The 21,880-nt window shown below is 68.6% G+C and carries 18 protein-coding genes, 1 tRNA gene and 1 pseudogene; 12 read left to right on the top strand and 8 right to left on the bottom strand.

The features are described from left to right. Positions 1–233 precede the first annotated feature (233 nt). Positions 234–1,691, bottom strand: a complete 1,458-nt coding sequence (locus ABT170_RS16180) for a potassium/proton antiporter (protein WP_329943937.1) — start codon at positions 1,689–1,691, stop codon at positions 234–236. 276 nt (positions 1,692–1,967) lie between these two features. Between ABT170_RS16180 and ABT170_RS16185 the strand changes: the two genes are divergently transcribed. Beyond that, the gene (locus tag ABT170_RS16185) at positions 1,968–4,712 is read left to right on the top strand and encodes a penicillin acylase family protein (protein ID WP_351867863.1); all 2,745 of its coding nucleotides are present in this window, start codon (positions 1,968–1,970) and stop codon (positions 4,710–4,712) included. 134 nt (positions 4,713–4,846) lie between these two features. Here the strand turns inward: ABT170_RS16185 and ABT170_RS16190 are convergent, their stop codons facing one another. Then, positions 4,847–5,449 carry a 5-formyltetrahydrofolate cyclo-ligase gene (locus ABT170_RS16190; protein WP_329943844.1) on the bottom strand — a complete coding sequence of 201 codons (603 nt, stop codon included), beginning with the start codon at positions 5,447–5,449 and terminating at the stop codon, positions 4,847–4,849. A 94-nt stretch (positions 5,450–5,543) separates the two neighbouring features. On the opposite strand from ABT170_RS16190, the gene galU reads away from it, so the two are divergent. From galU to ABT170_RS16235, 9 genes are all read left to right on the top strand, one after another. Further along, positions 5,544–6,446 carry a UTP--glucose-1-phosphate uridylyltransferase GalU gene (gene galU / locus ABT170_RS16195; RefSeq protein ID WP_329943843.1) on the top strand — a complete coding sequence of 301 codons (903 nt, stop codon included), beginning with the start codon at positions 5,544–5,546 and terminating at the stop codon, positions 6,444–6,446. Positions 6,447–6,450: 4 nt separating this feature from the next. After that, the gene (gene glp / locus ABT170_RS16200; RefSeq protein ID WP_351867867.1) at positions 6,451–7,761 is read left to right on the top strand and encodes a molybdotransferase-like divisome protein Glp; all 1,311 of its coding nucleotides are present in this window, start codon (positions 6,451–6,453) and stop codon (positions 7,759–7,761) included. 125 nt (positions 7,762–7,886) lie between these two features. Beyond that, the gene (gene moaC / locus ABT170_RS16205) at positions 7,887–8,387 is read left to right on the top strand and encodes a cyclic pyranopterin monophosphate synthase MoaC (RefSeq protein WP_351867869.1); all 501 of its coding nucleotides are present in this window, start codon (positions 7,887–7,889) and stop codon (positions 8,385–8,387) included. After that, entirely contained in the window at positions 8,384–8,965 is a 582-nt protein-coding gene (locus ABT170_RS16210) for a MogA/MoaB family molybdenum cofactor biosynthesis protein (protein WP_351867872.1), read from the top strand. Before moaC ends, ABT170_RS16210 begins: the two co-directional genes overlap by 4 nt. Before the next feature lie 17 nt (positions 8,966–8,982). Next, positions 8,983–9,597: a GNAT family N-acetyltransferase gene (locus ABT170_RS16215; protein ID WP_329943936.1), complete on the top strand. Its 615-nt coding sequence runs from the start codon at positions 8,983–8,985 to the stop codon at positions 9,595–9,597. Positions 9,598–9,759: 162 nt separating this feature from the next. Beyond that, positions 9,760–10,956, top strand: a complete 1,197-nt coding sequence (gene sepX, locus ABT170_RS16220; protein WP_351867875.1) for a divisome protein SepX/GlpR — start codon at positions 9,760–9,762, stop codon at positions 10,954–10,956. Positions 10,957–11,042: 86 nt separating this feature from the next. Next, a tRNA-Ala gene (locus ABT170_RS16225) sits at positions 11,043–11,116 on the top strand. A gap of 246 nt (positions 11,117–11,362) precedes the next feature. Further along, positions 11,363–12,172, top strand: coding sequence for a GOLPH3/VPS74 family protein (locus tag ABT170_RS16230; protein WP_351867882.1), 810 nt, complete (start codon positions 11,363–11,365; stop codon positions 12,170–12,172). A gap of 93 nt (positions 12,173–12,265) precedes the next feature. Next, a complete protein-coding gene (locus ABT170_RS16235) occupies positions 12,266–12,532 on the top strand; it encodes a DUF4253 domain-containing protein (RefSeq protein ID WP_351867885.1) in 267 nt (88 codons plus the stop codon). A gap of 42 nt (positions 12,533–12,574) precedes the next feature. On the opposite strand, the pseudogene ABT170_RS16240 reads toward ABT170_RS16235, so the two are convergent. The 6 genes and pseudogenes from ABT170_RS16240 to ABT170_RS16265 all read right to left on the bottom strand — a co-directional run bounded on the left by ABT170_RS16240 (position 12,575) and on the right by ABT170_RS16265 (position 19,399). Next, a pseudogene (locus ABT170_RS16240) lies at positions 12,575–12,970 on the bottom strand (DUF5958 family protein). Beyond that, entirely contained in the window at positions 12,967–13,140 is a 174-nt protein-coding gene (locus ABT170_RS16245; RefSeq protein WP_351867888.1) for a hypothetical protein, read from the bottom strand. Before ABT170_RS16245 ends, ABT170_RS16240 begins: the two are co-directional and overlap by 4 nt. A 1,632-nt stretch (positions 13,141–14,772) precedes the next feature. Next, positions 14,773–16,746: a DUF3732 domain-containing protein gene (locus ABT170_RS16250; RefSeq protein WP_351867891.1), complete on the bottom strand. Its 1,974-nt coding sequence runs from the start codon at positions 16,744–16,746 to the stop codon at positions 14,773–14,775. A gap of 4 nt (positions 16,747–16,750) precedes the next feature. Continuing rightward, positions 16,751–17,236: a three component ABC system middle component gene (locus tag ABT170_RS16255; protein WP_351867894.1), complete on the bottom strand. Its 486-nt coding sequence runs from the start codon at positions 17,234–17,236 to the stop codon at positions 16,751–16,753. Between the two features lie 35 nt (positions 17,237–17,271). Next, positions 17,272–18,336, bottom strand: a complete 1,065-nt coding sequence (locus tag ABT170_RS16260) for an ABC-three component system protein (protein WP_351867897.1) — start codon at positions 18,334–18,336, stop codon at positions 17,272–17,274. A 472-nt stretch (positions 18,337–18,808) separates the two neighbouring features. Continuing rightward, positions 18,809–19,399 (bottom strand): RICIN domain-containing protein, encoded by a 591-nt coding sequence (locus ABT170_RS16265; protein WP_351867900.1) that lies wholly within the window; start codon positions 19,397–19,399, stop codon positions 18,809–18,811. Positions 19,400–19,779: 380 nt separating this feature from the next. Here ABT170_RS16265 and ABT170_RS16270 point away from each other — a divergent pair, with 380 nt between their 5' ends. Together ABT170_RS16270 and ABT170_RS16275 are read left to right on the top strand one after the other, a co-directional pair. After that, positions 19,780–20,991, top strand: a complete 1,212-nt coding sequence (locus ABT170_RS16270) for a serine hydrolase domain-containing protein (protein WP_329943834.1) — start codon at positions 19,780–19,782, stop codon at positions 20,989–20,991. Positions 20,992–21,031: 40 nt separating this feature from the next. Then, the gene (locus ABT170_RS16275) at positions 21,032–21,850 is read left to right on the top strand and encodes a PP2C family protein-serine/threonine phosphatase (RefSeq protein ID WP_351867903.1); all 819 of its coding nucleotides are present in this window, start codon (positions 21,032–21,034) and stop codon (positions 21,848–21,850) included. Positions 21,851–21,880 lie beyond the last annotated feature (30 nt).

Raw genomic sequence — 21,880 nt, forward strand, 5'->3', positions numbered from 1 at the left:
CTGCAAGGGGCGAGGGCGCCACGACCGCCATACGGGTCGCGCCAGCTCTGCTTCAGGCAGAGTTGGTCGATCAGATTGCCTTCATGCTACAGGCAGGAGTCCCCGCTCCCCCGCGATTGCGTGCGGGGTCACCATGACCGTCGATGATCACTGAAAGTCGATGACCGCTGACAGCTGGTGATGAATTGCTGCCCATGACGCATGACCATCTGTGATCGGTGGTCACCCGTGAATCAGTGGCGCGCTTTCGTGACCGGTCCGCGGCCCGTCCCCAGCCAGCCGGCCAGCTTGCCGCCCTCGCCGACCGCCCGCAGCCGGGCCTCCGTCGCGTCGCGCACCGGATCGGTCGCCACGACCAGCAGTTCGTCGCCGCGCCGCAGCACCGTGGCCGGGGCCGGGACGAAGCTCTTCCCGTCCCGTACGACCAGCGTGACGGCGGCGCCGGAGGGCAGCCGCAGCTCGCCTACCTCCACGCCGTGCATCTTGGACCTGGCCGGGATCGCGACCGACAGCAGATGCCCGCGCAGCCGCTCCAGCGGCGCCGACTCGATGCCCAGGTCGGCGGCCTCCGACGGATCGTCGGCGATCTTCAGGGCCTTCGCGAGCCAGGGCAGGGTCGGCCCCTGGATCAGCGTGTAGACGATGACGAGGACGAAGACGATGTTGAAGACCCTGGTGCTGCCCTCGATCCCGGACACCATCGGAATGGTCGCCAGGATGATGGGCACGGCTCCGCGCAGGCCCGCCCAGGACATCAGGGCCTTCTCGCGGCGTGGCAGCCGGAACGGCGCGAGACTCAGGAAGACCGACAGCGGCCGGGCCACCACGGTCAGCACCAGCCCCACCACCACCGCGGGCCAGAAGTCGTCGACCAGGTCGTGCGGCGTGACCAGCAGCCCGAGCAGCACGAACATGCCGATCTGGGCCAGCCAGCCGAGCCCGTCGGCGAAGCCGCGAGTGGCCGGCCAGTGCGGCAGCTTGGAGTTGCCGAGCACCATCGCGGCCAGGTAGACGGCCAGGAATCCACTGCCGTGCGCCATGGCGCCGGCCGCGTACGCCGACACCGCGATGGCCATCACGGCGATCGGGTAGAGGCCGGACGCGGGCAGTGCCACGTGCCGCAGTCCGAAGGAGCCGAGCCAGCCCACCGCGAGGCCGATGGCCGCGCCGATCGCCAGCTCCAGCGCTATCTCGCCGACCAGGACGTACCAGTGCTCCACGGGGCCGACCGCGGAGAACGCCACGACCAGGATGACCACGGGGGCGTCGTTGAAGCCGGACTCGGCCTCCAGTACGCCCGTGATCCGGGAGGGCAGTGGCACCTTGCGCAGGACCGAGAAGACGGCCGCGGCGTCGGTGGACGAGACGACCGCTCCGATGATGAGTGCCTGACGCCAGTCCAGCCCGACGAGATAGTGCGCCGCGCTCGCGGTGACGCCCACGCTGATGCCCACGCCGACGGTCGACAGCATCGCGGCAGCCGGCAGCGCGGGTTTGACTTCCTTCCACTTCGTACCGAGTCCGCCCTCGGCCAGGATGACGACCAGGGCGGCATAGCCGATCACCTGGGTCAGCTCGGCGTTGTCGAACTTGACGTCGAAGATGCCGTCCTGCCCCATGGCGATCCCGATGCCGAGGTACAGGAGCAGGCTGGGAAGCCCGCTGCGCGAGGAGATGCGTACCGCCGCCACGGCGACGAGCAGGACCAATGAGCAGACGAGCAGGAGTTCATTGAGCGCGTGGACAGTCAGGGTCCGTTCCTTCCCTGCGTACGCCTGCCGGATCGGCCTCCGGTGGCCAGTACTTCGTTACCTTACCTAATCTTTAACGCTTTCTTGACGCGTTCGAGTGTTCGTACGAACACAACGCATGTGGGGGCATCCCGATACCGCGTCCGAGTGGCTTCGGCGCTGCGCCTATGGTTGCTCCTGCACTCCCAGGACCACCCTGCCCCTCGAAGGACAGCGATGCCCGCCAACACAACCGCCTCTTCCGGCTCTTCCGACGCGAAGAAGCCCGGCAGGAAGAAGGGGCGACGCGCCCGCCTGCTCGTGATCGTCCTGGTGCTGGCGCTTGTCGCGGGTGTCGGGTACGGCGCCTACTGGTCCGTGTCCACCGTGCGGGCCTCGTACCCGCAGACGACCGGATCGATCAGACTCGACGGCCTCGCCGCCGACGTCGACGTGAAACGCGACGAATACGGAATCCCGCAGATCTACGCGGACTCCGACGCCGACCTGTTCCGCGCCCAGGGCTTCGTCCAGGCGCAGGACCGCTTCTGGGAGATGGACGTCCGCCGTCATATGACGTCCGGCCGGCTCTCCGAGATGTTCGGTTCGGGACAGGTGGAGACCGATGCCTTCCTGCGCACGCTCGGCTGGCGCCAGGTCGCGCAGAAGGAGTACGACACCGTCCTGAACGAGGACACCAAGAAGAACCTCCAGGCGTACGCGGAGGGTGTCAACGCGTACCTGAAGGGCAAGGACGGCAGGGACATCTCCGTCGAGTACGCGGCGCTGGGCCTGACCAACGACTACAAGCCCACGGAGTGGACCCCGGTCGACTCGGTGGCCTGGCTCAAGGCGATGGCCTGGGACCTGCGCGGCAACATGCAGGACGAGATCGACCGTTCGCTGCTGACCAGCAGGCTCGACGGGGACCAGATCAAGGACCTCTACCCGGCCTACCCGTACAAGAAGCACGAGCCGATCGTCGGCGAGGGAGCGGTCTCCTCGGTCACCGGCAAGTTCGACCCGGAGGCCCAGCCCTCGGACGGCGTCGGCGAGGGCACCCCGGCGGACGCCGCCGAGGGCCTGAACACCCAGCTCTCCGCGCTCTCCGACACCCTGGACGAGATCCCCGCGCTGCTCGGCCCGAACGGCAACGGCATCGGATCGAACTCCTGGGTCGTCTCCGGGAAGTACACGACCACCGACAAGCCGCTGCTGGCCAATGACCCGCACCTGGCGCCGATGCTGCCCTCGCTCTGGTACCAGATGGGGCTGCACTGCCGGGAGGTCTCGAAGTCCTGCCAGTACGACACCGCGGGCTACACGTTCTCCGGGATGCCCGGTGTGATCATCGGCCACAACCAGGACATCGCCTGGGGCTTCACCAACCTCGGCGCGGACGTCACCGACCTCTTCCTGGAGAAGGTGTCCGGCGAGGGCTACCAGTACGACGGCAAGGTGAAGCCGTTCACCACCCGCGAGGAGACCATCAAGGTCGCGGGAGGCAAGAGCCGGCACATCACGGTGCGGGAGACCAACAACGGGCCGCTCGTCTCCGACCGCAGCGGCGAACTGGAGAAGGTGGGCCAGAAGGCCCCCGTCACCAACGCCGCCCCCGACCGCGCCGGTGGTTACGCGGTCGCGCTGAAGTGGACCGCGCTGGAGCCCGGCAGGTCCATGGACGCCGTGTTCGAGCTCAACCGCGCCAAGGACTTCACGTCCTTCCGGGCGGCGGCCGAGCACTTCGAGGTGCCCTCGCAGAACCTGATCTACGCGGACACCAAGGGCAACATCGGCTACCAGGCACCCGGCCGGATCCCGGTCCGTGTCCAGGGCGACGGCACGCTGCCGACCCCCGGCTGGACCTCGGAGTACGGCTGGAAGAAGGACCCGATCCCGTTCGACGAGCTGCCCTACGAGTACAACCCGAAGCGCGGCTACATCGTCACCGCCAACCAGGCCGTCATCGACGAGAAGAAGTACCCCCACCTGCTCACCAAGGACTGGGGCTACGGCACCCGCAGCCAGCGGATCAACGACCTCATCGCGTCGAAGATCAAGGGCGGCGAGAAGATCTCGACCGACGACATGCAGAAGATGCAGATGGACAACAACAGCGAGATCGCCGCGCTGCTGGTGCCCAAGCTGCTGAAGATCAACATCTCCGACAAGAGCGTGCGCGAGGCACAGAAGCTGCTGGAGGGCTGGGACTACACCCAGGAGCCCGACTCGGCCGCCGCCGCGTACTTCAACGGGGTCTGGCGCAACATCCTCAAGCTGGCCTTCGGCAACAAGCTGCCCAAGGAACTGCGCGCCGAGGGCGACTGCCTCAACGTCCGTCCGGCCGACAGCACCGGCCCGGTGGACGAGCGGCACAAGCTCGTACGGGAATGCGGCCAGCGCGACCCGGACTCGGCGCAGCCGGACGGTGGCGACCGCTGGTACCAGGTGGTCCGGAACATCGTGGACGACACGGACAACGAGTGGTGGAAGGTGCCCGCCCGGGGCCGTGACGAGGCGCTCGAAAGCCGCGACGACCTGTTCGCCGCCGCCATGGAGGACGCCCGCTGGGAGCTGACGGCCAAGCTCGGCAAGGACATCAGCACCTGGAGCTGGGGACGGCTGCACCAGCTGACCCTGAGGAACCAGACCCTCGGTACCGAAGGCCCCGGTCTTCTCCAGCGGGCCCTCAACCGGGGCCCCTGGAACCTCGGCGGCGGCGAGGCCGCGGTCAACGCCACCGGCTGGAACGCGGCGGGCGGCTACGAGGTCATCTGGGTGCCGTCGATGCGGATGGTCGTCAACGTGGGGGACTGGGACAAGTCCCGCTGGATCAACCTCACCGGCGCCTCCGGCCACGCGTTCAGCGCGCACTACACCGACCAGACCGACAAGTGGGTCGACGGCGAACTGCTCGACTGGTCCTTCGGGACGAACGCGGTCGGCCAGACCACGGTCGACACGCTGACGCTCAAGCCATGACGGTGCGGGCCGGTTCAGCGAGAGGCTGACCGGCCCGCACGGACGCCGGACCTGCCGCCGGGCCCACCGTCCCGCCGGGCTCACCGCCCCGCACGGACGCCGGACCGGCCACGGCGCTCACCGTCCCGCCGGACTCACCGGTCCGGCGGGGTGAAGCGCCGTACTCCGGCCGGCGTCACCACGGCATCCACGGGGTGGTCGTGCGGTTCCTGCGGGACCCGCGCGACCACCTCGTCGTCGTACAGCAGCACGACCAGGACCGGATGCGCCCCGGCCGCCGACAGCCTGGCCAGCACCCGGTCGTAACTCCCGCCGCCCCGGCCCAGCCGCATGCCCCGCGCGTCCACCGCGAGGCCGGGCAGCAGGACCGTATCGGCGTCGAGGACCGCGGCGGGGCCGAGGCGCACCCCGGCGGGCTCCAGCAGCCCGCGTCCGGCCGGTACGAGGCGGTCCGCGCCCTCGTACGGCGCCCAGTCCAGATCGTTGTCCGGCAGGAGCACCGGCAGCAGCACCCGTACGCCCCGCGCGCGCAGCGCGTCCAGCAGCACCCGCGTTCCCGGCTCGCGCCCCACGGACACATAGGCGGCGACCGTGCGGGCCTCGGCCAGTTCGGGGAGGCGCAACGCGGCGGCGGAGAGGAGCCGGGCGGTGCGACCGGCGTCCTCCGCGCTCAGGAGCCGTCGTGCGGCGAGGTGTTCGCGCCGAAGGGGTGCTTTTCCTGACTTGTCGTTATTCAACGGTGGTTCACGCAGTTCTCGTATGGGCTTATTTAAGGCCAAAGTTAACCGGAGGATCATCTTCTGCCCATGCGCACCCGTTATGGTTCTGCGCATGAATCAGCCGTCCCCCAGGATCAGCAAGGCCGTCATTCCGGCAGCCGGTCTCGGTACGCGTTTCCTGCCGGCCACCAAGGCCACTCCCAAGGAGATGCTGCCGGTCGTCGACAAGCCCGCGATCCAGTATGTCGTCGAGGAGGCCGTGGCTGCGGGCCTGTCCGACGTACTGATGATCACCGGCCGCAACAAGCGCCCTCTGGAGGACCACTTCGACCGCAACTACGAGCTGGAGTCCGCGCTGACCCGCAAGGGGGACGCCGCGCGGCTCTCCAAGGTGCAGGAGTCCAGCGACCTGGCCACCATGCACTATGTGCGGCAGGGCGACCCGCGTGGTCTGGGGCACGCGGTCCTGTGCGCGGCGCCGCACGTCGGTGACCAGCCCTTCGCGGTGCTGCTCGGTGACGACCTGATCGACCCGCGCGATCCGCTGCTGGCGCGGATGGTGGAGATCCAGGAGCGTGAGGGCGGCAGCGTCATCGCGCTCATGGAGGTCGAGCCGTCGCAGATCCACCAGTACGGCTGCGCGGCCGCGGACGCCACCGTCGAGGGCGACATCGTCCGCATCACCGATCTCGTGGAGAAGCCGGACCCGGCCGAGGCGCCCAGCAATCTGGCGATCATCGGCCGCTATGTCCTGGACCCCGCGATCTTCGGCATACTGCGGCACACCCAGCCGGGCCGCGGCGGCGAGATCCAGCTCACCGACGCCCTTCAACTGCTCGCCGCCGACCCGAAGATCGGCGGCCCGGTGCACGGGGTCGTCTTCAAGGGCCGCCGTTATGACACCGGCGACCGCGGCGACTATCTGCGTGCCATTGTCAGACTCGCGTGCGAACGTGAAGATCTGGGCCCGGACTTCCGGGCCTGGCTCCGCAGATACGTCACCGAGGAGATGTAGCACCTTGAGCAGCACGATCTGGTCGGTGGACGAGCACCTGGACGACATCCTCGGCGCAGTGAGGCCCCTCGAACCCATCGAGTTGCAGCTGCCCGACGCCCAGGGCTGCGTCCTCGTCAAGGACGTCGTCGTGGAGATCGCCCTGCCGCCCTTCGACAACAGCTCGATGGACGGCTACGCGGTCCGGGTGGCCGATACCGAGGGCGCGAGCGAGGAGTTCCCCGCCGTCCTCACGGTCATCGGCGATGTCGCGGCGGGCAGCGCCGGACTCGCCGACGGACGGGTCGTGGGGCCGGGGGAGGCCGCCCGGATCATGACCGGTGCCCCGCTGCCCGAGGGCGCCGACGCGGTCGTCCCGGTCGAGTGGACCGACGGCGGCTCGGGCGGGGGACCGGCCGACGCCATGCGTGCGCACAGCGACGCGCCCGAGGGGGCCGGCGGCGAGGTGCGCGTGCACCGTCCGGTCGAGGCCCGCGCCCATGTCCGGGACCGGGGCAGCGACGTCCGGCCGGGCGATCTGGCCCTGCGCGCCGGATCGATCGTCGGCCCGGCGCAGATCGGGCTGCTCGCCGCGATCGGCTGCTCGACCGTCGTCGTACGGCCCCGCCCGCGGGTCGTCGTCCTGTCCACCGGCAGCGAACTGGTCCAGCCGGGCGAGCCGCTGACGGGCGGCCAGATCTACGATTCCAACAGTTTCGCGCTGACCGCTGCCGCCCGGGACGCCGGAGCCATCGCCTACCGGGTCGGAGCCGTGGCCGACGACGCGGAGACCCTGCGGGCCACGATCGAGGACCAGCTGATCCGCGCCGACATCGTGGTCACCACGGGCGGCGTCAGCGTCGGCGCCTACGACGTGGTCAAGGAGGCCCTGTCCTCCGTGGGCGACGAGGACGAGCCGGGCAGCGGTATCGACTTCCGGAAGCTCGCCATGCAGCCGGGCAAGCCCCAGGGCTTCGGCTCCATCGGCCCGGACCACACCCCGCTGCTGGCCCTGCCGGGCAACCCGGTCTCCAGCTATGTCTCCTTCGAGCTGTTCGTCCGGCCCGCGATCCGTGCGCTGATGGGCCTGACGGATGTCCACCGGCCCACCTCCACGGCCACGCTGAAGACCGACAAGGCGCTCTCCTCGCCGGCCGGCCGGCGCCAGTTCCTGCGCGGGACGTACGACGCGCAGGAGGGCACGGTCACGCCCGTCGGCGGTTCCGGATCGCATCTGATCGCCGCCCTCGCCCAGGCCGACGCGCTGATCGTGCTGCCCGAGGACGTCACCTCCGCCGAGCCCGGTACGGAGACCGAGGTGATCCTGCTCCGCTGACCGCGGTCCGGTGGCGGTACGGTGTCTGCCGCTGTGCCTTCCCGGGGGACACCCCCCGGGCCCCGGGCCCGCACCCCGGTGCGGGCCGCGCGGGCAACCGGCGCCCTACCGCTAGGCGGAGTTAGTTGAGTACGCAGAACAGGCTGACGCACCTCGACGAGGCGGGCGCGGCCCGCATGGTCGACGTTTCGGACAAGGACGTCACCGCGCGCGTCGCCCGCGCCAGCGGCCGGGTCCTCGTCTCGCCGCGTGTCATCGAGCTGCTCCGCGGCGAGGGAGTCCCCAAGGGCGACGCCCTCGCGACGGCCAGGATCGCCGGAATCATGGGGGCCAAGCGCACCCCGGACCTGATCCCGCTCTGCCATCCGCTCGCGGTCTCCGGGGTGCAGGTCGATCTGGGCGTCGCCGACGACGCGGTGGAGATCACGGCCACCGTGCGGACCACGGACCGTACGGGCGTGGAGATGGAAGCGCTGACCGCCGTCTCGGTCGCCGCGCTCACCGTGGTCGACATGGTCAAGGCGGTGGACAAGGGCGCGGTGATCACCGACGTACAGGTCGAGGCGAAGTCGGGCGGCAAGTCCGGCGACTACCGGCGCACCGCGCCGGAGGAGGCGGGCGCATGACGGCGCCCGGCACCCCGTCGCGCGGTTCCGCGCCGACGCCCGGTGCGCACGCGGCGGGCGGCACCTCCGGTTCCGCGCCGGCGACCCCGTACACCGCCCTTGTCGTGACCGCGTCCAACCGGGCCGCGGCCGGTGTCTACGAGGACCGGGGCGGACCGATCGTCGCCGAGGCGCTCACCGCCCTGGGCTTCGCCGTGGACGGGCCGCGGGTGGTGCCCGACGGCGACCCGGTCGAGGAAGCCCTGCGGGCCGGGGCGGCGGCCGGGTACGACGTGATCATCACCACCGGCGGTACGGGCATCTCGCCCACCGACCGGACCCCCGAGGCCACCCGCCGCGTCCTCGACCACGAGATCCCCGGCATCCCCGAGGCGATCCGTGCCGAGGGCCGCGAGAAGGTCCCCACCGCGGCCCTCTCCCGCGGCCTCGCGGGCGTCGCGGGCGGCACCCTGATCGTCAACCTGCCGGGCTCCACCGGCGGGGTGCGCGACGGCCTCACGGTGCTGGGCCGGCTGCTGGTGCACGCCGTCGACCAGCTGCGCGGCGGAGATCACCCCCGACCGGGGAGCCCGAGCTGAACGTGTCGAACTGGCCGGTGGTCCTGGCCGACGGCGAGGTCGTCCTCCGCCCGATCAGACTGCGTGATCAGCGCGAATGGCGCGAGGTCAACCGGCGCAACCGTGAGTGGCTGCGCCCCTGGGAGGCGACCGTCCCGCCGCCCGCCCCGGGCGGTCCGGTGGCGCAGCGCCCGACCTACCGGCAGATGGTCCGGCATCTGCGCTCGGAGGCGAACGCGGGCCGGATGCTGCCGTTCGCCATCGAGTACGAGGGCCGGCTCGTCGGTCAGCTCACGGTGGCGGGGATCACCTGGGGCTCGATGTGCTCCGGGCACGTCGGCTACTGGGTCGACCAGAGCGTGGCGGGCCGCGGTGTGATGCCGACGGCCGTCGCCCTCGCCGTCGACCACTGCTTCCGCACGGTCGGCCTGCACCGGGTCGAGGTGTGCATCCGCCCCGAGAACAGGCCCAGCCGAAGGGTCGTGGAGAAACTCGGATTCCGTTCGGAAGGGGTGCGTCCGCGCTACCTCCACATCGACGGGGCGTGGCGGGACCATCTGATCTTCGCGCTGACCGCAGAGGAAGTGCCTGACGGGATGCTCCGGCGCTGGCGTCAGGCGCGTCCGGGGTCCCCGCGCAGCGCAGGAGAATGAAATAAGTGTTCGAAATTGACCGAGGTGCGATTGCCGATGTCTCCGCCAACATCATCGGTTGATCTGAACAATCACAAAAAAAGTCCCTGATACCAGCCTGATCGTGCGACACACCGGCCCAATTGGCGGATCCCTCCGTGCAAACCCCTCTACGGTGTGAGCGTGAGCAGCAGCGGCCTCATCTACGCAGTCATCGTCGGGGCCTGGGCCGCCTACTTGGTGCCGATGTGGCTCCGCAGGCAGGACGAGCTCAATGAAGCCCGTCCTACGGAACGCTTCAGCACCGCCATCCGGCTGCTGTCCGGACGGGCGGCCATGGAGCGCCGGTACGCCAAGGAGCTGCGGGACCGCACCGCCGAGGAGGCGGGGCCCGACGTCGACCCGGACGCGGAAACGGACCGAATGGAAACCGTTGACGTCCGGGCCTTTTCCGCGCCTCCGGCGCATACCGAAGCCCGGATGCACGACCCGGCGCACGCCCCCGACCGCTCGCCCGGCCGTCCGGTGGCGGACCGCCAGGCGTCCGAGCGGCAGGCGCACGACCGCCCCGCATCCGGTCACCAGGCGGTGGACCGGTCCGAGCCGGCGCGCCCGCCCCAGCAGCGCACGCGCACGAGCGGCGCGGACGCCGAGCGGGTGCGGCGGGCCCAGCGCTCGCAGGTCCTGGCCCGGCGCAGACGTACCACCGTCGTCCTGTTCCTGGCCTTCACGCTCGGCGCGGTCGTCGCGGCGGTCGGCGGGCTCAGCTTCCTGTGGGCGCCCGCCGTGCCCGCCGTGCTGCTCAGCACGTACATCGTGCATCTGCGCGCCCAGGAGCGACGCCGGTTCGCCTTCACCATGGACCGCCGCCGGGCGGAGGTGGCGGCGCAGCGCCTGCGCGAGAGCCGCCCGCGCCGGCACCAGCCCGCGGTACCGGCTCCCGCCGAGCCCGACGAGGAGCCCGAAGCGCACCACCCCCAGCCGGAGCCCGCACCCGTGGTCTCCCCGCAGGAGGCGGGCCGCCGCGCCCTCGTCGAGCAGACGGACCACGCGGAGTGGGTGGACCAGCAGCGCGAACGCGGCCCGGTCCAGGGCGACAGCTGGGAGCCCGTCCCGGTTCCGCTGCCCACCTATGTCACCGCCCCCGTGGCCCCGCGCGCCACGGGCGGAGTGGAGGTCGGCGACCCGGAGACCTGGAGCGCGGCCCGTTCCAGCACGGCCGAGCCCACCCAGACCGGCACCTCGCACCCCACGGTGCCCGCCGTGGATCCGGCGCCACGCCAGCGCACGAACCAGCCCCGCCGCACCCGCGACCGGGGCAGGACCCCCCTCTTCGACCAGTACGACGACGAGGACCGACCCCGAGCGGCCAACGAATGAGGCGCTCGGGACTCCGGCTCGGCTGACCAGCGGGGAACGGATTTCCAAGCACCCCTGTGGGGGTGCTAAAGTTTCACTCGTCGCAAGGGCCTGTGGCGCAGTCTGGTAGCGCACCTCGTTCGCATCGAGGGGGTCTGGGGTTCAAATCCCCACAGGTCCACAACCGACAGTTCTTGAGTAGCTCTCAAGGACGTTGACGAGATCCCGTCCGATCGAAAGATCGGGCGGGATCTCGGCGTTTGTGGGGTGTGTTCGAGGTGATGTCCGAACGTGGACGGGGCTTAGGGGCGGTTGCCTGGCGGAGGATCGGTTTGGGGTGCGCGGTGGTTCGGGTGCGTGAGGGGTGTCGGCTGAGCATCCTGCGGAACTCTCTCTTCCGCGGACTGCTGTGCCTACCCTGGCAGGCATGACTATGGGGGACGAACTACTCCTGCTCGCGATGGTCCCGGGCAGGCAGCGCATACGCATACGAAGCGACAACCGGCTTCGGTACGCCCTGCGGGCCTCGGAGTTGGCGGATCTGTGCCTGGCCGGACGGATCGCCGTCGGGCGCCGGCGGATCGAGGTGTTGGACCCCCGTCCTGTCAAAGACCGTCGCCTGAGCAATGTCCTGCAAGGTCTCGGCGCGGCCTCTCCCCAGCCCGGCCTCAAGGACTGGCTGCGCCGGACACCGCGCTCCCTGGCCGTCGAGTACCTCTCCCGACTGGAGGACCAGAAGGCGGTCCGTGTCCGTCGGTGGCGCGATTCCAGCGGCCGTACCCGCAACGACATTCTTTCCGTGGACATGCCGCGCCGCCAGGCGCTACTGACCCGTCTCGACGGCGTGGTCCGCTCCGGCTCCGCAAGGTCCACCGCTGACCGCAACCTCACCCTCGCCGTGCTTGCCCAGGCCGCGGGCCTCGCCCCTGCCGCCTACCCTGGACTGCGCGGCATCACCGACCGCCGCCGTATGGCCGCCCTCGCCGCAACGCACCGCCTCACCCCCGCAGCCGCCGGAGTGGTCCCTGTCGCCGACGTGGAGCTCGCTGCGGCACTGACCACCGGCGCCGACATCCTCACCCGCCGACTTCTCGGCGAGCTCAGTGACCTCTACGCCGACTTCACCACCGGCGGCCACGGTCTTGGCCACGGCTTGGACTCCGGCGGTTGGTCTGAGGGCGGCCCAGGCGGCGCAGGCGGCACCGGCCACCACGGAGACGGGCACGCCGACTGGTGACTGCGACAGCCGGGAGTCGCACGGCTCTTGACCTTGCCCGGACCCGGTGGAACTCGGTACGCGAGCCGTGCGGGCATTCCCGAACAACTGCATGTGATCGCCCTGCGCTCGCTACCCTGCCACGGGCGGCAACAGCTGACGGCCGCGGGCTGGGCGGGCCCTTGCAACTACGACAAAGAAACAGTGGAGTTCTCAGCGGTCGTCCGAGATTGGGAGCACCGGTTCGGTGTCTGTGCCGTAGCGGTCGGCTTTTCTACGCTGCACCTCAGCGTCGCCTCGCCTCCCATGGACGAGCACGAGGCTCTTCTGGTCGCGGACGAGTACTTCGCCTCTGGTGGGACTGATCCGCTACCCGGATGACATTCGACTGGGAAGTGGCCTTCAGGGTGCGGTGCTGGTTTCTCAGGCCATGGTCAGTCCGTGCCACCAGTGACTGCAGCCGCTGGAGCAGAAGCGATCGCGGCGCCGTCCGTCGGCGATCGTGAGCACCGCGGTCAGCAGCCGGAACGCCTTGCGGCGTTCGCCGAGAGGAGCGAGACTGGCGATCTTTCCTCATTGCCCGTGTATCCGACCTCGTGAGATCAGCACCGCGGGTGTATGCGTCGGGTGCAGCCCGGCACGGCGGATGCTCTCCGGCGCGTCCTCGGTGACTGCGCGCGCCTGGACGCAGTAGTGGCGCAGGAACAGCAGCACCTCGGACTGCTCTTCCCGGCCGAGGCCGTCGAACCATTCGATGCCCTCTGACATCGGGCGCAGCCCCTGCGTGAGCTTGTTGAGCAGGACATCGCGTTCGTTCACGATTGTCTCCCGTGGGATGGTCGCCGCTCCGCAGCGGTGATCAGGATTCCGAGCAGCACCGCCAGAACGGCCGCGCCTTCTGAGCCGTCGGCCCAGCAGGTGGTCTGCAGAGGGCGAACCTGGTTGAGGAAGACGCCTTCGCGGGCCAGGACGAAGCCCAACGCCAGCATGGCCGCCCGCCATGAAGAAATTCCGGAAGCCGTCGAGGGCCGGCACTTCCGAGACGAGGCGTGCGCAGCGCCAGGACGGCCAGGAGATCTCCGGCCGGATGAGCAGCCGGTCGGCAAGGCCGTCCTTCGGTTGGCCGGGCCCGGAAGCCATCTGATGCCACTCACGCCTCTGGCGAACCGCGAACTCACCCGTCGACCCCGGAAGGTCAGGTGCGATCCAACTGCGGAACCGGCCGCCGATCATGTGCTTGACGATCTGCTGGGCTGGCCCTCCTCGATGCCGCTGTATGGCGAGAAACCATCGGAGGACTTGGACGCAATGCCCGTACCAGCTGCTCTCGGCCTGGGTGCGGTCAGCCACCACGGTGACCAGGCGCGTGCACGCCCGCCCCCAGTGTCAGTGGTCGGCCGAAGACACCGGCGTGCTATCCGGTGGAGCCAGGGCCGCGAACCGCTCCGCCAGGTCCTCCAGCCAGCCGCGCCCATTCCTGAAGAGCCTCGACGACCAGCGGGGCCGTCGCATCCGGGGTTGTCATGGAGTCGGATGAATAGCACACACCTAGACGACACCTCCGCTTACGTCACCCTCGCCGACCGACCAGTTCCATCCGCAGGCCATTGGCCGTACCGGCCCGCCAGGAATTCGGTGACCGGCTCCAATGAACGCAACCCCTCCGCCGCATCGGCGTCCAACTCGAACGAATGTCGAGCCGCATCCACATCCGCCCACGTCAGGGTACGTGCCCACAGTTCACTCACCGTTCCACTCTGCCCTGCGTAACCACCCCGACTCCACCCCATATCGAGTGGCCGCCCCATCAGCGGGAAACGATCTTCGGCTGGATGGGAAGCGATTTTCAACCGTGCCTGTCCCGCTTGGTCAGACGTACTCATGTACACCCCACAACACGAAGTTTCTTGAGTTAGCTCAGGAATGCTGACGGGGTCCCGTCCGATCGCAAGATCGGACGGGACCATCGCCGTTTCGGGGATCGTTCGATGTCTGTTCGGGGTGGTGGATGGCGGCGTATCGGGTCTGGCGGGTTGTTGGGCAGGTGCCTGGCCGTTGCCAGGGCAATGCGAACCGGCCCCGGCCGCCTGGGGCTGGTGATCGTGATGTGTGGCTGTTTCGCATCTCGATCTTCCGTGTTTATGGCGCCCAGGAAGGGTCTGGCGCAAGCTGCTCCGCCAGGCCGAAGGCCAGGCTCGTACTGGACGCCCCGGAGATGGCTCTGTGGTAGCGCGACCGGCACGGATTCCCCCACACGACAGGCGAGTTGATACATCGCTCGGACGCTGGGTCGCAATATACGAGTTTCCGGCTCACCGAGCATTTGGACGTCGTGGGCATCGCGGCTTCAATCGGCTCGGTCGGTGACGCCTACGACAACGCCTTCATAGAGTAGGCCTGACCTGTTCAAAATCGAACTGATCAGGCCTGGCCGGCCCTGGAGGACACTTTCCTAAGTCGAATCCGCGACGGCCGAGTGGGTCGACTGGTACTGCCATCGCCGACTCCGCGGTGAAATAGGGCACACCCCATCTGTCGAACACGAGACCAACCACTACCTCACCATCACGAAACCTCAGGTCAAAAAAATAATCTGAGATCTCTGCCGATGCCGCGGCGGTTCATCGCGAGTCCGAGCGGCCCTGAGACGCCCGGTCGATCCATTCCTGGGGAATGAGCTTCTCGCCGTGGCGCCAGTTGTGGGCCACAGAGTCTTGGAACCATTCCTCGGCGAGGTTGGCGTGGTCGCAGATGATCACCTGCATATCAGGAGCAAGCTCGCGCACCACGTCGTAAATGAGGCGGAAAAGACGGCTTACAGCCTCACGGTCGGTGTCGCTGCGTGGTTCGCCGGAGCGTTGGTCGACTTCGGATCGGTACCAAGCCTGGGTGGGCTGGTCGAGCATCAGGATTCGAGGAACGGGCCTGTTCTGGCGGACAAAGTAGCGGTGCAGCGCAAGGTGGGCGACTAGGTGGTAACCGACCCAGTTCTCGCCGCTGCCGATACGGAACAGCGGGGCAGGACCTTGCTCAGTATCAGCAACGACTGTGAGGCGGCTCAGGTCCAGACGGACACTGCTTCCGCCGTGTTCGAGCTGGAGCCGGTTCGCCCACGCGGTCATGTCCTGGCTGACTGCTACCAGGCGGGAGGTCACCTGCTCGCGTTCCTCCGAGGGGTCGAGCTCCGCCTCCAAGTCGTGGACTCGCCCCTGGGCGAACTCAAGCAGTTGACCTAGCCGACGAAGTTCCGTATCTGAGGAGGCGGGCAGGGACGCAAGGGTGGCGTGGATACGCCCACGTGTGAAGTTGCGCGCCGCATCTTGAGGCAACTGGTCGGCGATGGCGGTCGCTGCGGTGATCTGGCGTAGGGCTGCCTCGACGGTGCGCAGCTGGCCACGAAGGGCATCGGACCGTTCGTCCAAGGCTGTTAGTGCTGCGCGGCGGGCCGGCCGGGCCGCCTCGATGCCGTTCAGCTGTTCGCTCAGTTGGCGTAGATGCTGCTCCAAGTCGGCGACCGCAGGATCAGGATCCGCCAAGGTGCTGCCGCACAGTGCGCAAGCCGTGAGCGGGCTGCTGGCATCAGGAGCGAGGCCCAACAGGTGCAGGCTGGCCAGTCTGGCGGTCTGGGTGCGCACAGCGCCCTCGAAGCCGACCTCCGTCGATTCCTGTTGCAGCAGGATCTCCCGCTCGGATGCTACAGCGCGGAGTTGGTTGCGCAGATTGTCGCGTGTCTGCAGCAACTGGTTCGTGCGCGTGGCGCTCTGCCTGCCAGTTGTAGGTGCGGATACGGACTCTGCGGGAGCGATTGCCGCTTGCAGTTCGGCGACGGCAGTGGGGCGCTCAGGCTCTTCAGGCGTCGCCACCATGCTGAGCGCGTACGCTTCCCGCCATAGCGCTGACAGGGCGGCCCCTGCGAGCTGGGCGGTCTCCTGCGCTCGGCGGTAGGCCGTCTCGGCGGTCTTGAGGTCCCTTTTTGCCGCGGAAAGTTGGGCGCGCCGCAGTGCCTGGTCGCGAGGGACAGCGCCAAGGAAGTAGGGGATCGTGTCCTTCAGGGTTTGGGCCATGCCTTGCTCGCCCTGCCTGTGGAACAGAAAGTTTGGGTCGGCGATTTCGCTCTGTCGCTGCAGACACAGCAGGGCGGCATGACCGAGATGAGCTTCGACGTGGTGACGGGAAGAGCTGGGCGGAGGTTCGTGGAGATTCTCCTCGATACCCATTCTGCGCCCAAGTTGCTCGCGGACCGCGTTGGAATCCACGTCGGCTTCCAGCTCCTCGAACTCCAGAGCCGACAGGCCGGCGCCGAACCTCAACATCGCGCGCTGGGTCGAACTCCGGCCTGGGAGCGGGGCAGGTCGAGCGACAAATGCCCGGCCGCCACCCAGGTCGAGCAGCGCCGCGTACCAGGCAACGGTCTGGGTAATTGGCCCGATGGGCATCTGGAGGCTATCGCGTCCCAGGCAGTACTCCAGGATGTCCAGCAAAGCGCTCTTGCCGGTCTTGGACTCGCCGGTGACAACGTTCAGAGCCCCGGGTTCGAACCCCAGGATCCGCCGTTCACCGGTGTTGCTGTAGAGAATGATCGCAAGCAGCTGCACTTGATCAGGGTGCCACGCCCAGCAGCGCAAGCACAGTCGCTGGGCTGTCGGTCTTCGCCAGCCACCGGCCTACGAGGTTGGCTTTACGTAGAATTTCGTTGAGCTGAGGTGGGGGGCGCACCCCGCGTGGCCGTTTGCGAGCGACGGTGGACAGGCGGCCCAGCTCAATGTCGAGCACGTCGTGGCTCAGACCGAAGCGAATGCCTGCCCGGACTGGTTCTACGAGGCTGACAGCACGCTGCGGAAGCCCTGCACGCAACACCGGGTTCCGTGACACCCAGGTGGCCAGGTGAGTCGCTGTGGACGCTGGAAGGGCTTCGCGTGAGCCGCGGTGCAATACGAGCGGAGCAGTGACGAATGACAGCACCACAGGCACGCCTTGCCCAGTCTCCTTGGCGTGTCCCTCGGCGGTAGCAGCCAGCAGTGCAGCGACTAGTGCCGGATTGAGCATCGCTGCGACGACAGAGGGCCGCTCACTCCATCCGGTCATTCACGCTTCTCCCCAGATCAGTCGCATGTCTCGACTCAGACATGCACCTGCAACAGCTGCTTGATGCGTTTCTCGAATTCAGGATGCCATCCAACCTTGCCGGTGTCAGCCAGTGCATGGCGATGGCCGCGAGCGAAGAACGGGTCGTTGTAGCGGGAGCGGACCGTGATGCCCGTCTGCCCCAACAGGGTTCGCAGCAGACTCCGGCCTGCTGCCTGCCTGGCCTTCTCGTCCGGATCTTCAGCGAGTCCTTCTGCCATCCACTCGAACTCGCGCTCCCATTCATCGATCAACTCGGCTTCGAAGCGCTCAAGTTCTGCGATGCCGATGAGGTCTTCATCCAGCCACTGCGTAGCCTGAGTGTAGGCCCGGTAATAGTCGACGATGGCCTTCTGCAGGTTGCGGGGCGGATAGGCGACCCACTCCATCTGCTGTACAAACGGACGGGTGCGGTGTTGTTCGCCGACCTCGGCCTCGTTCACATCCGTCAGGTGCACCAGCGTGGGCAGATTCTGGCTGGTGAACTGGTCCCGGATCTCGGCGATCGCGGCCTGGGCCGATCCGACGTCCAGGCTAGCCAAGCGACCTTGCAGCAGGGCCAGCGCTTGGCCGTCCCACCACTTCCACACCATCGCCAGGAACAGTTCCTCATGGCCAGTGGGTAGCGTCCACTGCAGAGCAGTCCGAGCTACTGCATGCACTTCTTCGGCGTGGGGGGAGCCGTCAGCCACTCGGATGCGGTGCACGAACGTACGTAGCGCCGAAGGGCCGAGCGCGAGAAACCGGTGTCGTGTCTCCCGTGTTTCGCCCGAACCCTCTTCGGCAGCGACTGCCTCCAGAATCCTCAGAGCGGATGTCTCGTCCCGGCCCTCGACCCGAAGGAAGGACATAGCGCTTCCCGGTGCCGCCTTCTGCGTGGTCACCAGGACCAAAGATGGCCCGTTGGCATCACCGGGCGAAGACTCATCCATCCATACCTGGATGGTCTTCCAAACGTCCATAGTCCGGTCGGTCAACCGTCGAGTGCGTCCTCGGTGGTGTTTGACCTGCAGCAACTCAGTGGGAGTTCCCCGCTTGTCCCAGGCGATGTCGTCGTACATCTCCAGTGTGAGAGACGAGTCCGGACGGTCGGGGCCAGATCGAAGCAGTTCTACAAGCGCCCACCATGTCTGATGCTGGTAGCCGACCGCGCTGTAGGCGGCGTCGTGTGATCCCTGGGACATGTCACTGAGTGTCCAACAGCGCAGAGCATTAAGTCTAGGCGACAAACTGGACACTCATGGAGTATTCGATCTACTCGAAAACGACGAGTGGGCAACGCGTCACACGTATTGCCGCTTCTCTAGGACGCTTTGGGCGTAGATGGCGTAGGTGAACTGCGGCTCTACCCCACAAGGGTGCTCCCGCGTCCTTCGAGCCGACTCCTGCGCCTGACAGCGGTGGGGGAAGCGATCTCCAACCGTCTCTGTCCCGCGTGGTCAGGCGTACTCGTGTACGCCCCGCAACAGTGAAGAGCAGAGCTGTGCGGCACACGCCCGACTGCCCGTCCGGCTGCCCGTCCGGCGGCCGGATCTATCGCGGCACCAGGCGCCACAGTTGGTTGTATCCGGGGGCCGAGCAGTGGGCCTGGACGACGTCCGTGCCGTGGCGGATGCTGTAGTGCGCGACGTCGAGGCAGTGCCCGGAGTGCTTGGCCACGAGCTTGTAGTTCGCGTGGACCCTCGGCATGTCCTGGCCGTCCGCCCTGCGCTCGTACTGCGGCCCGCCGAAGAATCCCCAGGCCTGGTTGTCCCCGCCGTGGCAGTCGGCCTGGACGACCGGTGCGGCATGGCCGCTGCTGGCATGCGCGACATCGAGGCACAGGCCCGAGTGCATGGCCCTGATGAGGAAACGGTCGCCACCCAGGGGTTTGACGTTCCACGCCTGGTTGGTGCTGCCGGGCGTGCAGGTGGCCTGGACCACCTTCGCGCCGTGGTGCAGGGCCTTGCCCGCGACGTCCAGGCACATGTCCGAGTGCGCGACGCGGAGTTCGTAGTACCCGTCACCGGCGGGCTCCGATGGTGCCGCGCCCGCTGAACTTCCCAGGCCCCAGCACGCGGCGCTCAGTGCCATGGCACAGGACATGGCACGCCATGCGGTTCTTGAATGAGTCTTCATGGTCATGGAACCGTCCTTGACCAGTCGCCGTTCACGTTCGCCCCACGCGGGCCGCACCGGGCCGAAGCCAAGAAGCGGGCGACGGCGTGCAGGGCGCTGTTCGGGTGCCGCTCCGAGCGCGTATCCCCGAGAGTTCGTTGATTCGTCAAACGCCATGCGCTCAGGGCAACTTGTGCGTCCGATTTTATTTCACCGCCCGCGCGGGCGCGACTCAACGGGGTGCAGGTCCGGTTCGACGGCGACATACCTCTCAGGTGTCCCGTGCCTCGGTCCGGGTACTGCCGGTGCCCTACACGTAAGTCCTCATCCGGGCGGACGACCGGTGGTGGAGGAGTTGGAAGGGTGGAAGCGGCAAGCACGAGTTCGTCCGACCGAGGGGAATTCCCGTGTCACGTCGTTTGACCTGTGCCGTTGTCGCCGCACTCTGTCTGGCGGTGGCCGCGCCCACGGCTGTCGCCGCGGAGCCCGGTGTGGAGGTGGCCGCCGCCGCTCCGTCCGCCGGGCCCGGTGGGGATGACCGGCAAGCAGCCCTGCGCGGACTGACCGACGCCGGGGCGGTGTCCGCGATAGCCAAGGTCCGGGACGGGGGCGGAACCTGGCGGGGGAGCACGGGGGTGTCCGATCTCGTGAGTGGGGCGCCCGTGCGGGAGGACGGGCGGTTCCGGATCGGCAGTGTCACCAAGATGCTCGTCGCCACCACCACGCTCCAGCTGGTCGGTGAGGGACGGCTCGGCCTGGAGGACTCCGTGGAGAGTCATCTGCCGGGACTGGTGCCCAACGGGCAGAACATCACCGTGCGCCAACTGCTCAACCAGCGCACGGGACTGTTCGACGTCATCAACGAGACCACCGAGATATTTCCCCATCCCACCGACGCCCAGGGCTTCCGGGACTGGATCGCGGCGGGCGGGCTGAACCGTACCTTCACGGCACGCGAGCTGGTGTCCAAGTCCATGGCCCACCCGCCCCACTTCGAGCCCGGCGCGAAGTACCGGTACTCCAACACCAACTTCACGCTCCTCGGCATGATCATCGAAGCGGCGACCGGGAACTCCTACGCGCACGAGATCCGCCACCGCATCCTGCGCCCGCTCGGGATGACGAAGACCAGCCTGCCCGGCGCCTCCGCGGTCATCCCGGGCCGTCACGCGCACGGCTACTGGACCACCGTCGACGGCGCCGGTACGCCGAACCCCGTCAAGACCGACATCGACGTCACCCGCCACAACGCCTCATGGGCGGGCTCCAGCGGCGGGATCATCTCCACCACCGCGGACCTGCTCCGGTTCGACAAGGCCCTGTTGCACGGGAAGCTGCTGGCCCCCGCGCAGCAGCGTGAGATGACCACGATGCTCGGCACCGGCTCCGACAAGCTCGCGTACGGGATGGGCCTGGCCCGTACCCCGCTGTCCTGCACCACCGTGCTCGGCCACTCCGGTTCGGTCCTCGGATACAGCACCCATCTCTGGGGCACGGCCGGCCGGCAGGTCGCGCTGTCCTACACCCCGCGCGGCGACAACGCCGAGAAGGAAGCGCAGGCCAAGGCGGTCGGCACATTCCTCGAAACCGCCTTCTGCGGAACCGGCCGAGGCCGGTAGGCACGTGGACGTCCCGCCGGTTCTGGCATGATCCCTCGCCATGACCCCGATCCCCGACTGTGTCGTCTGTGGTGGAACGGTGGCCCCTGACGGCCGCTGCTGGGAGTGCGGTGCGGCACAGCCGGCCTTCCGCGCGCATGTGGAGCTCACCGCGGACGGCGGCGCGGCGGGGGTCAGCGACCGGGGCAGGCGGCGGGACATCAACGCGGACGCCATGGTGCTCACCGGAACGGGAAGTTGGACGGTCGGCGTCGTCTGTGACGGCGTGTCCATGTCGCCCCGGTCCGAGCGGGCCGCCCGGGTCGCGGCCGAGACCGGGGCGAACGCCGTGGTGGCGGGGCTGATGGCGGGTGCTCTGGCGGAGGACGCGCTCGCCGACGCGGCCGTTCGTGCCGGGCGGGCGGTCGCGGCCCTCGCGGCGTCGGTGGACGCCGCCCCGGCGTGTACGTATGTCGCGGGCATCGCGGGACCGGAGGGCGTCTGGAGCGCGTGGATCGGCGACAGCCGTGCCTACTGGCTGCCGGACCGGGGCCCCGGGAAGCGGATGAGCGAGGACGACACCGGGGAGCACGGCGCCCTCGCCGCCTGGCTGGGGGCGGATGCCGGTCCGCCGGTGGCCCGGATCCGCAGCTACCGGCCGGGCGGGGCGGGCTGTCTGCTGCTGTGCACGGACGGGCTCACCCGCGGTCTGCCCGATCCCGACGGGCTGCGGGCCGTACTGACCCGTGGCCGGTCCGGGGCGGCGGCGGGCGGCGGACTTCTCGGCGGCGCCCGCGCGTTGGTCGATCACGCCCTCGACGCCGGCGGACACGACAACATCACCGCGCTGCTCATCCCCGCCGGGGCGGCCGGCGGCTGAGCCGGGATCCGGAGGTCCCGTATCCGGCAC

Source organism: Streptomyces sp. NPDC001787 (assembly GCF_040297465.1).
Classification (GTDB): Bacteria; Actinomycetota; Actinomycetes; order Streptomycetales; family Streptomycetaceae; genus Streptomyces.

Excerpts from the sequence above, each read along its gene's own strand:
- ABT170_RS16185 (WP_351867863.1), top strand. The coding sequence starts at position 1,968 with ATGCCCGCCAACACAACCGCCTCTTCCGGCTCTTCCGACGCGAAGAAG.
- galU (WP_329943843.1), top strand. The coding sequence starts at position 5,544 with ATGAATCAGCCGTCCCCCAGGATCAGCAAGGCCGTCATTCCGGCAGCC.
- ABT170_RS16210 (WP_351867872.1), top strand. The coding sequence starts at position 8,384 with ATGACGGCGCCCGGCACCCCGTCGCGCGGTTCCGCGCCGACGCCCGGT.
- ABT170_RS16230 (WP_351867882.1), top strand. The coding sequence starts at position 11,363 with ATGACTATGGGGGACGAACTACTCCTGCTCGCGATGGTCCCGGGCAGG.
- ABT170_RS16245 (WP_351867888.1), bottom strand. The coding sequence starts at position 13,140 with ATGCTGGCGTTGGGCTTCGTCCTGGCCCGCGAAGGCGTCTTCCTCAAC.
- ABT170_RS16255 (WP_351867894.1), bottom strand. The coding sequence starts at position 17,236 with ATGACCGGATGGAGTGAGCGGCCCTCTGTCGTCGCAGCGATGCTCAAT.
- ABT170_RS16260 (WP_351867897.1), bottom strand. The coding sequence starts at position 18,336 with ATGTACGACGACATCGCCTGGGACAAGCGGGGAACTCCCACTGAGTTG.
- ABT170_RS16265 (WP_351867900.1), bottom strand. The coding sequence starts at position 19,399 with ATGACCATGAAGACTCATTCAAGAACCGCATGGCGTGCCATGTCCTGT.
- ABT170_RS16275 (WP_351867903.1), top strand. The coding sequence starts at position 21,032 with ATGACCCCGATCCCCGACTGTGTCGTCTGTGGTGGAACGGTGGCCCCT.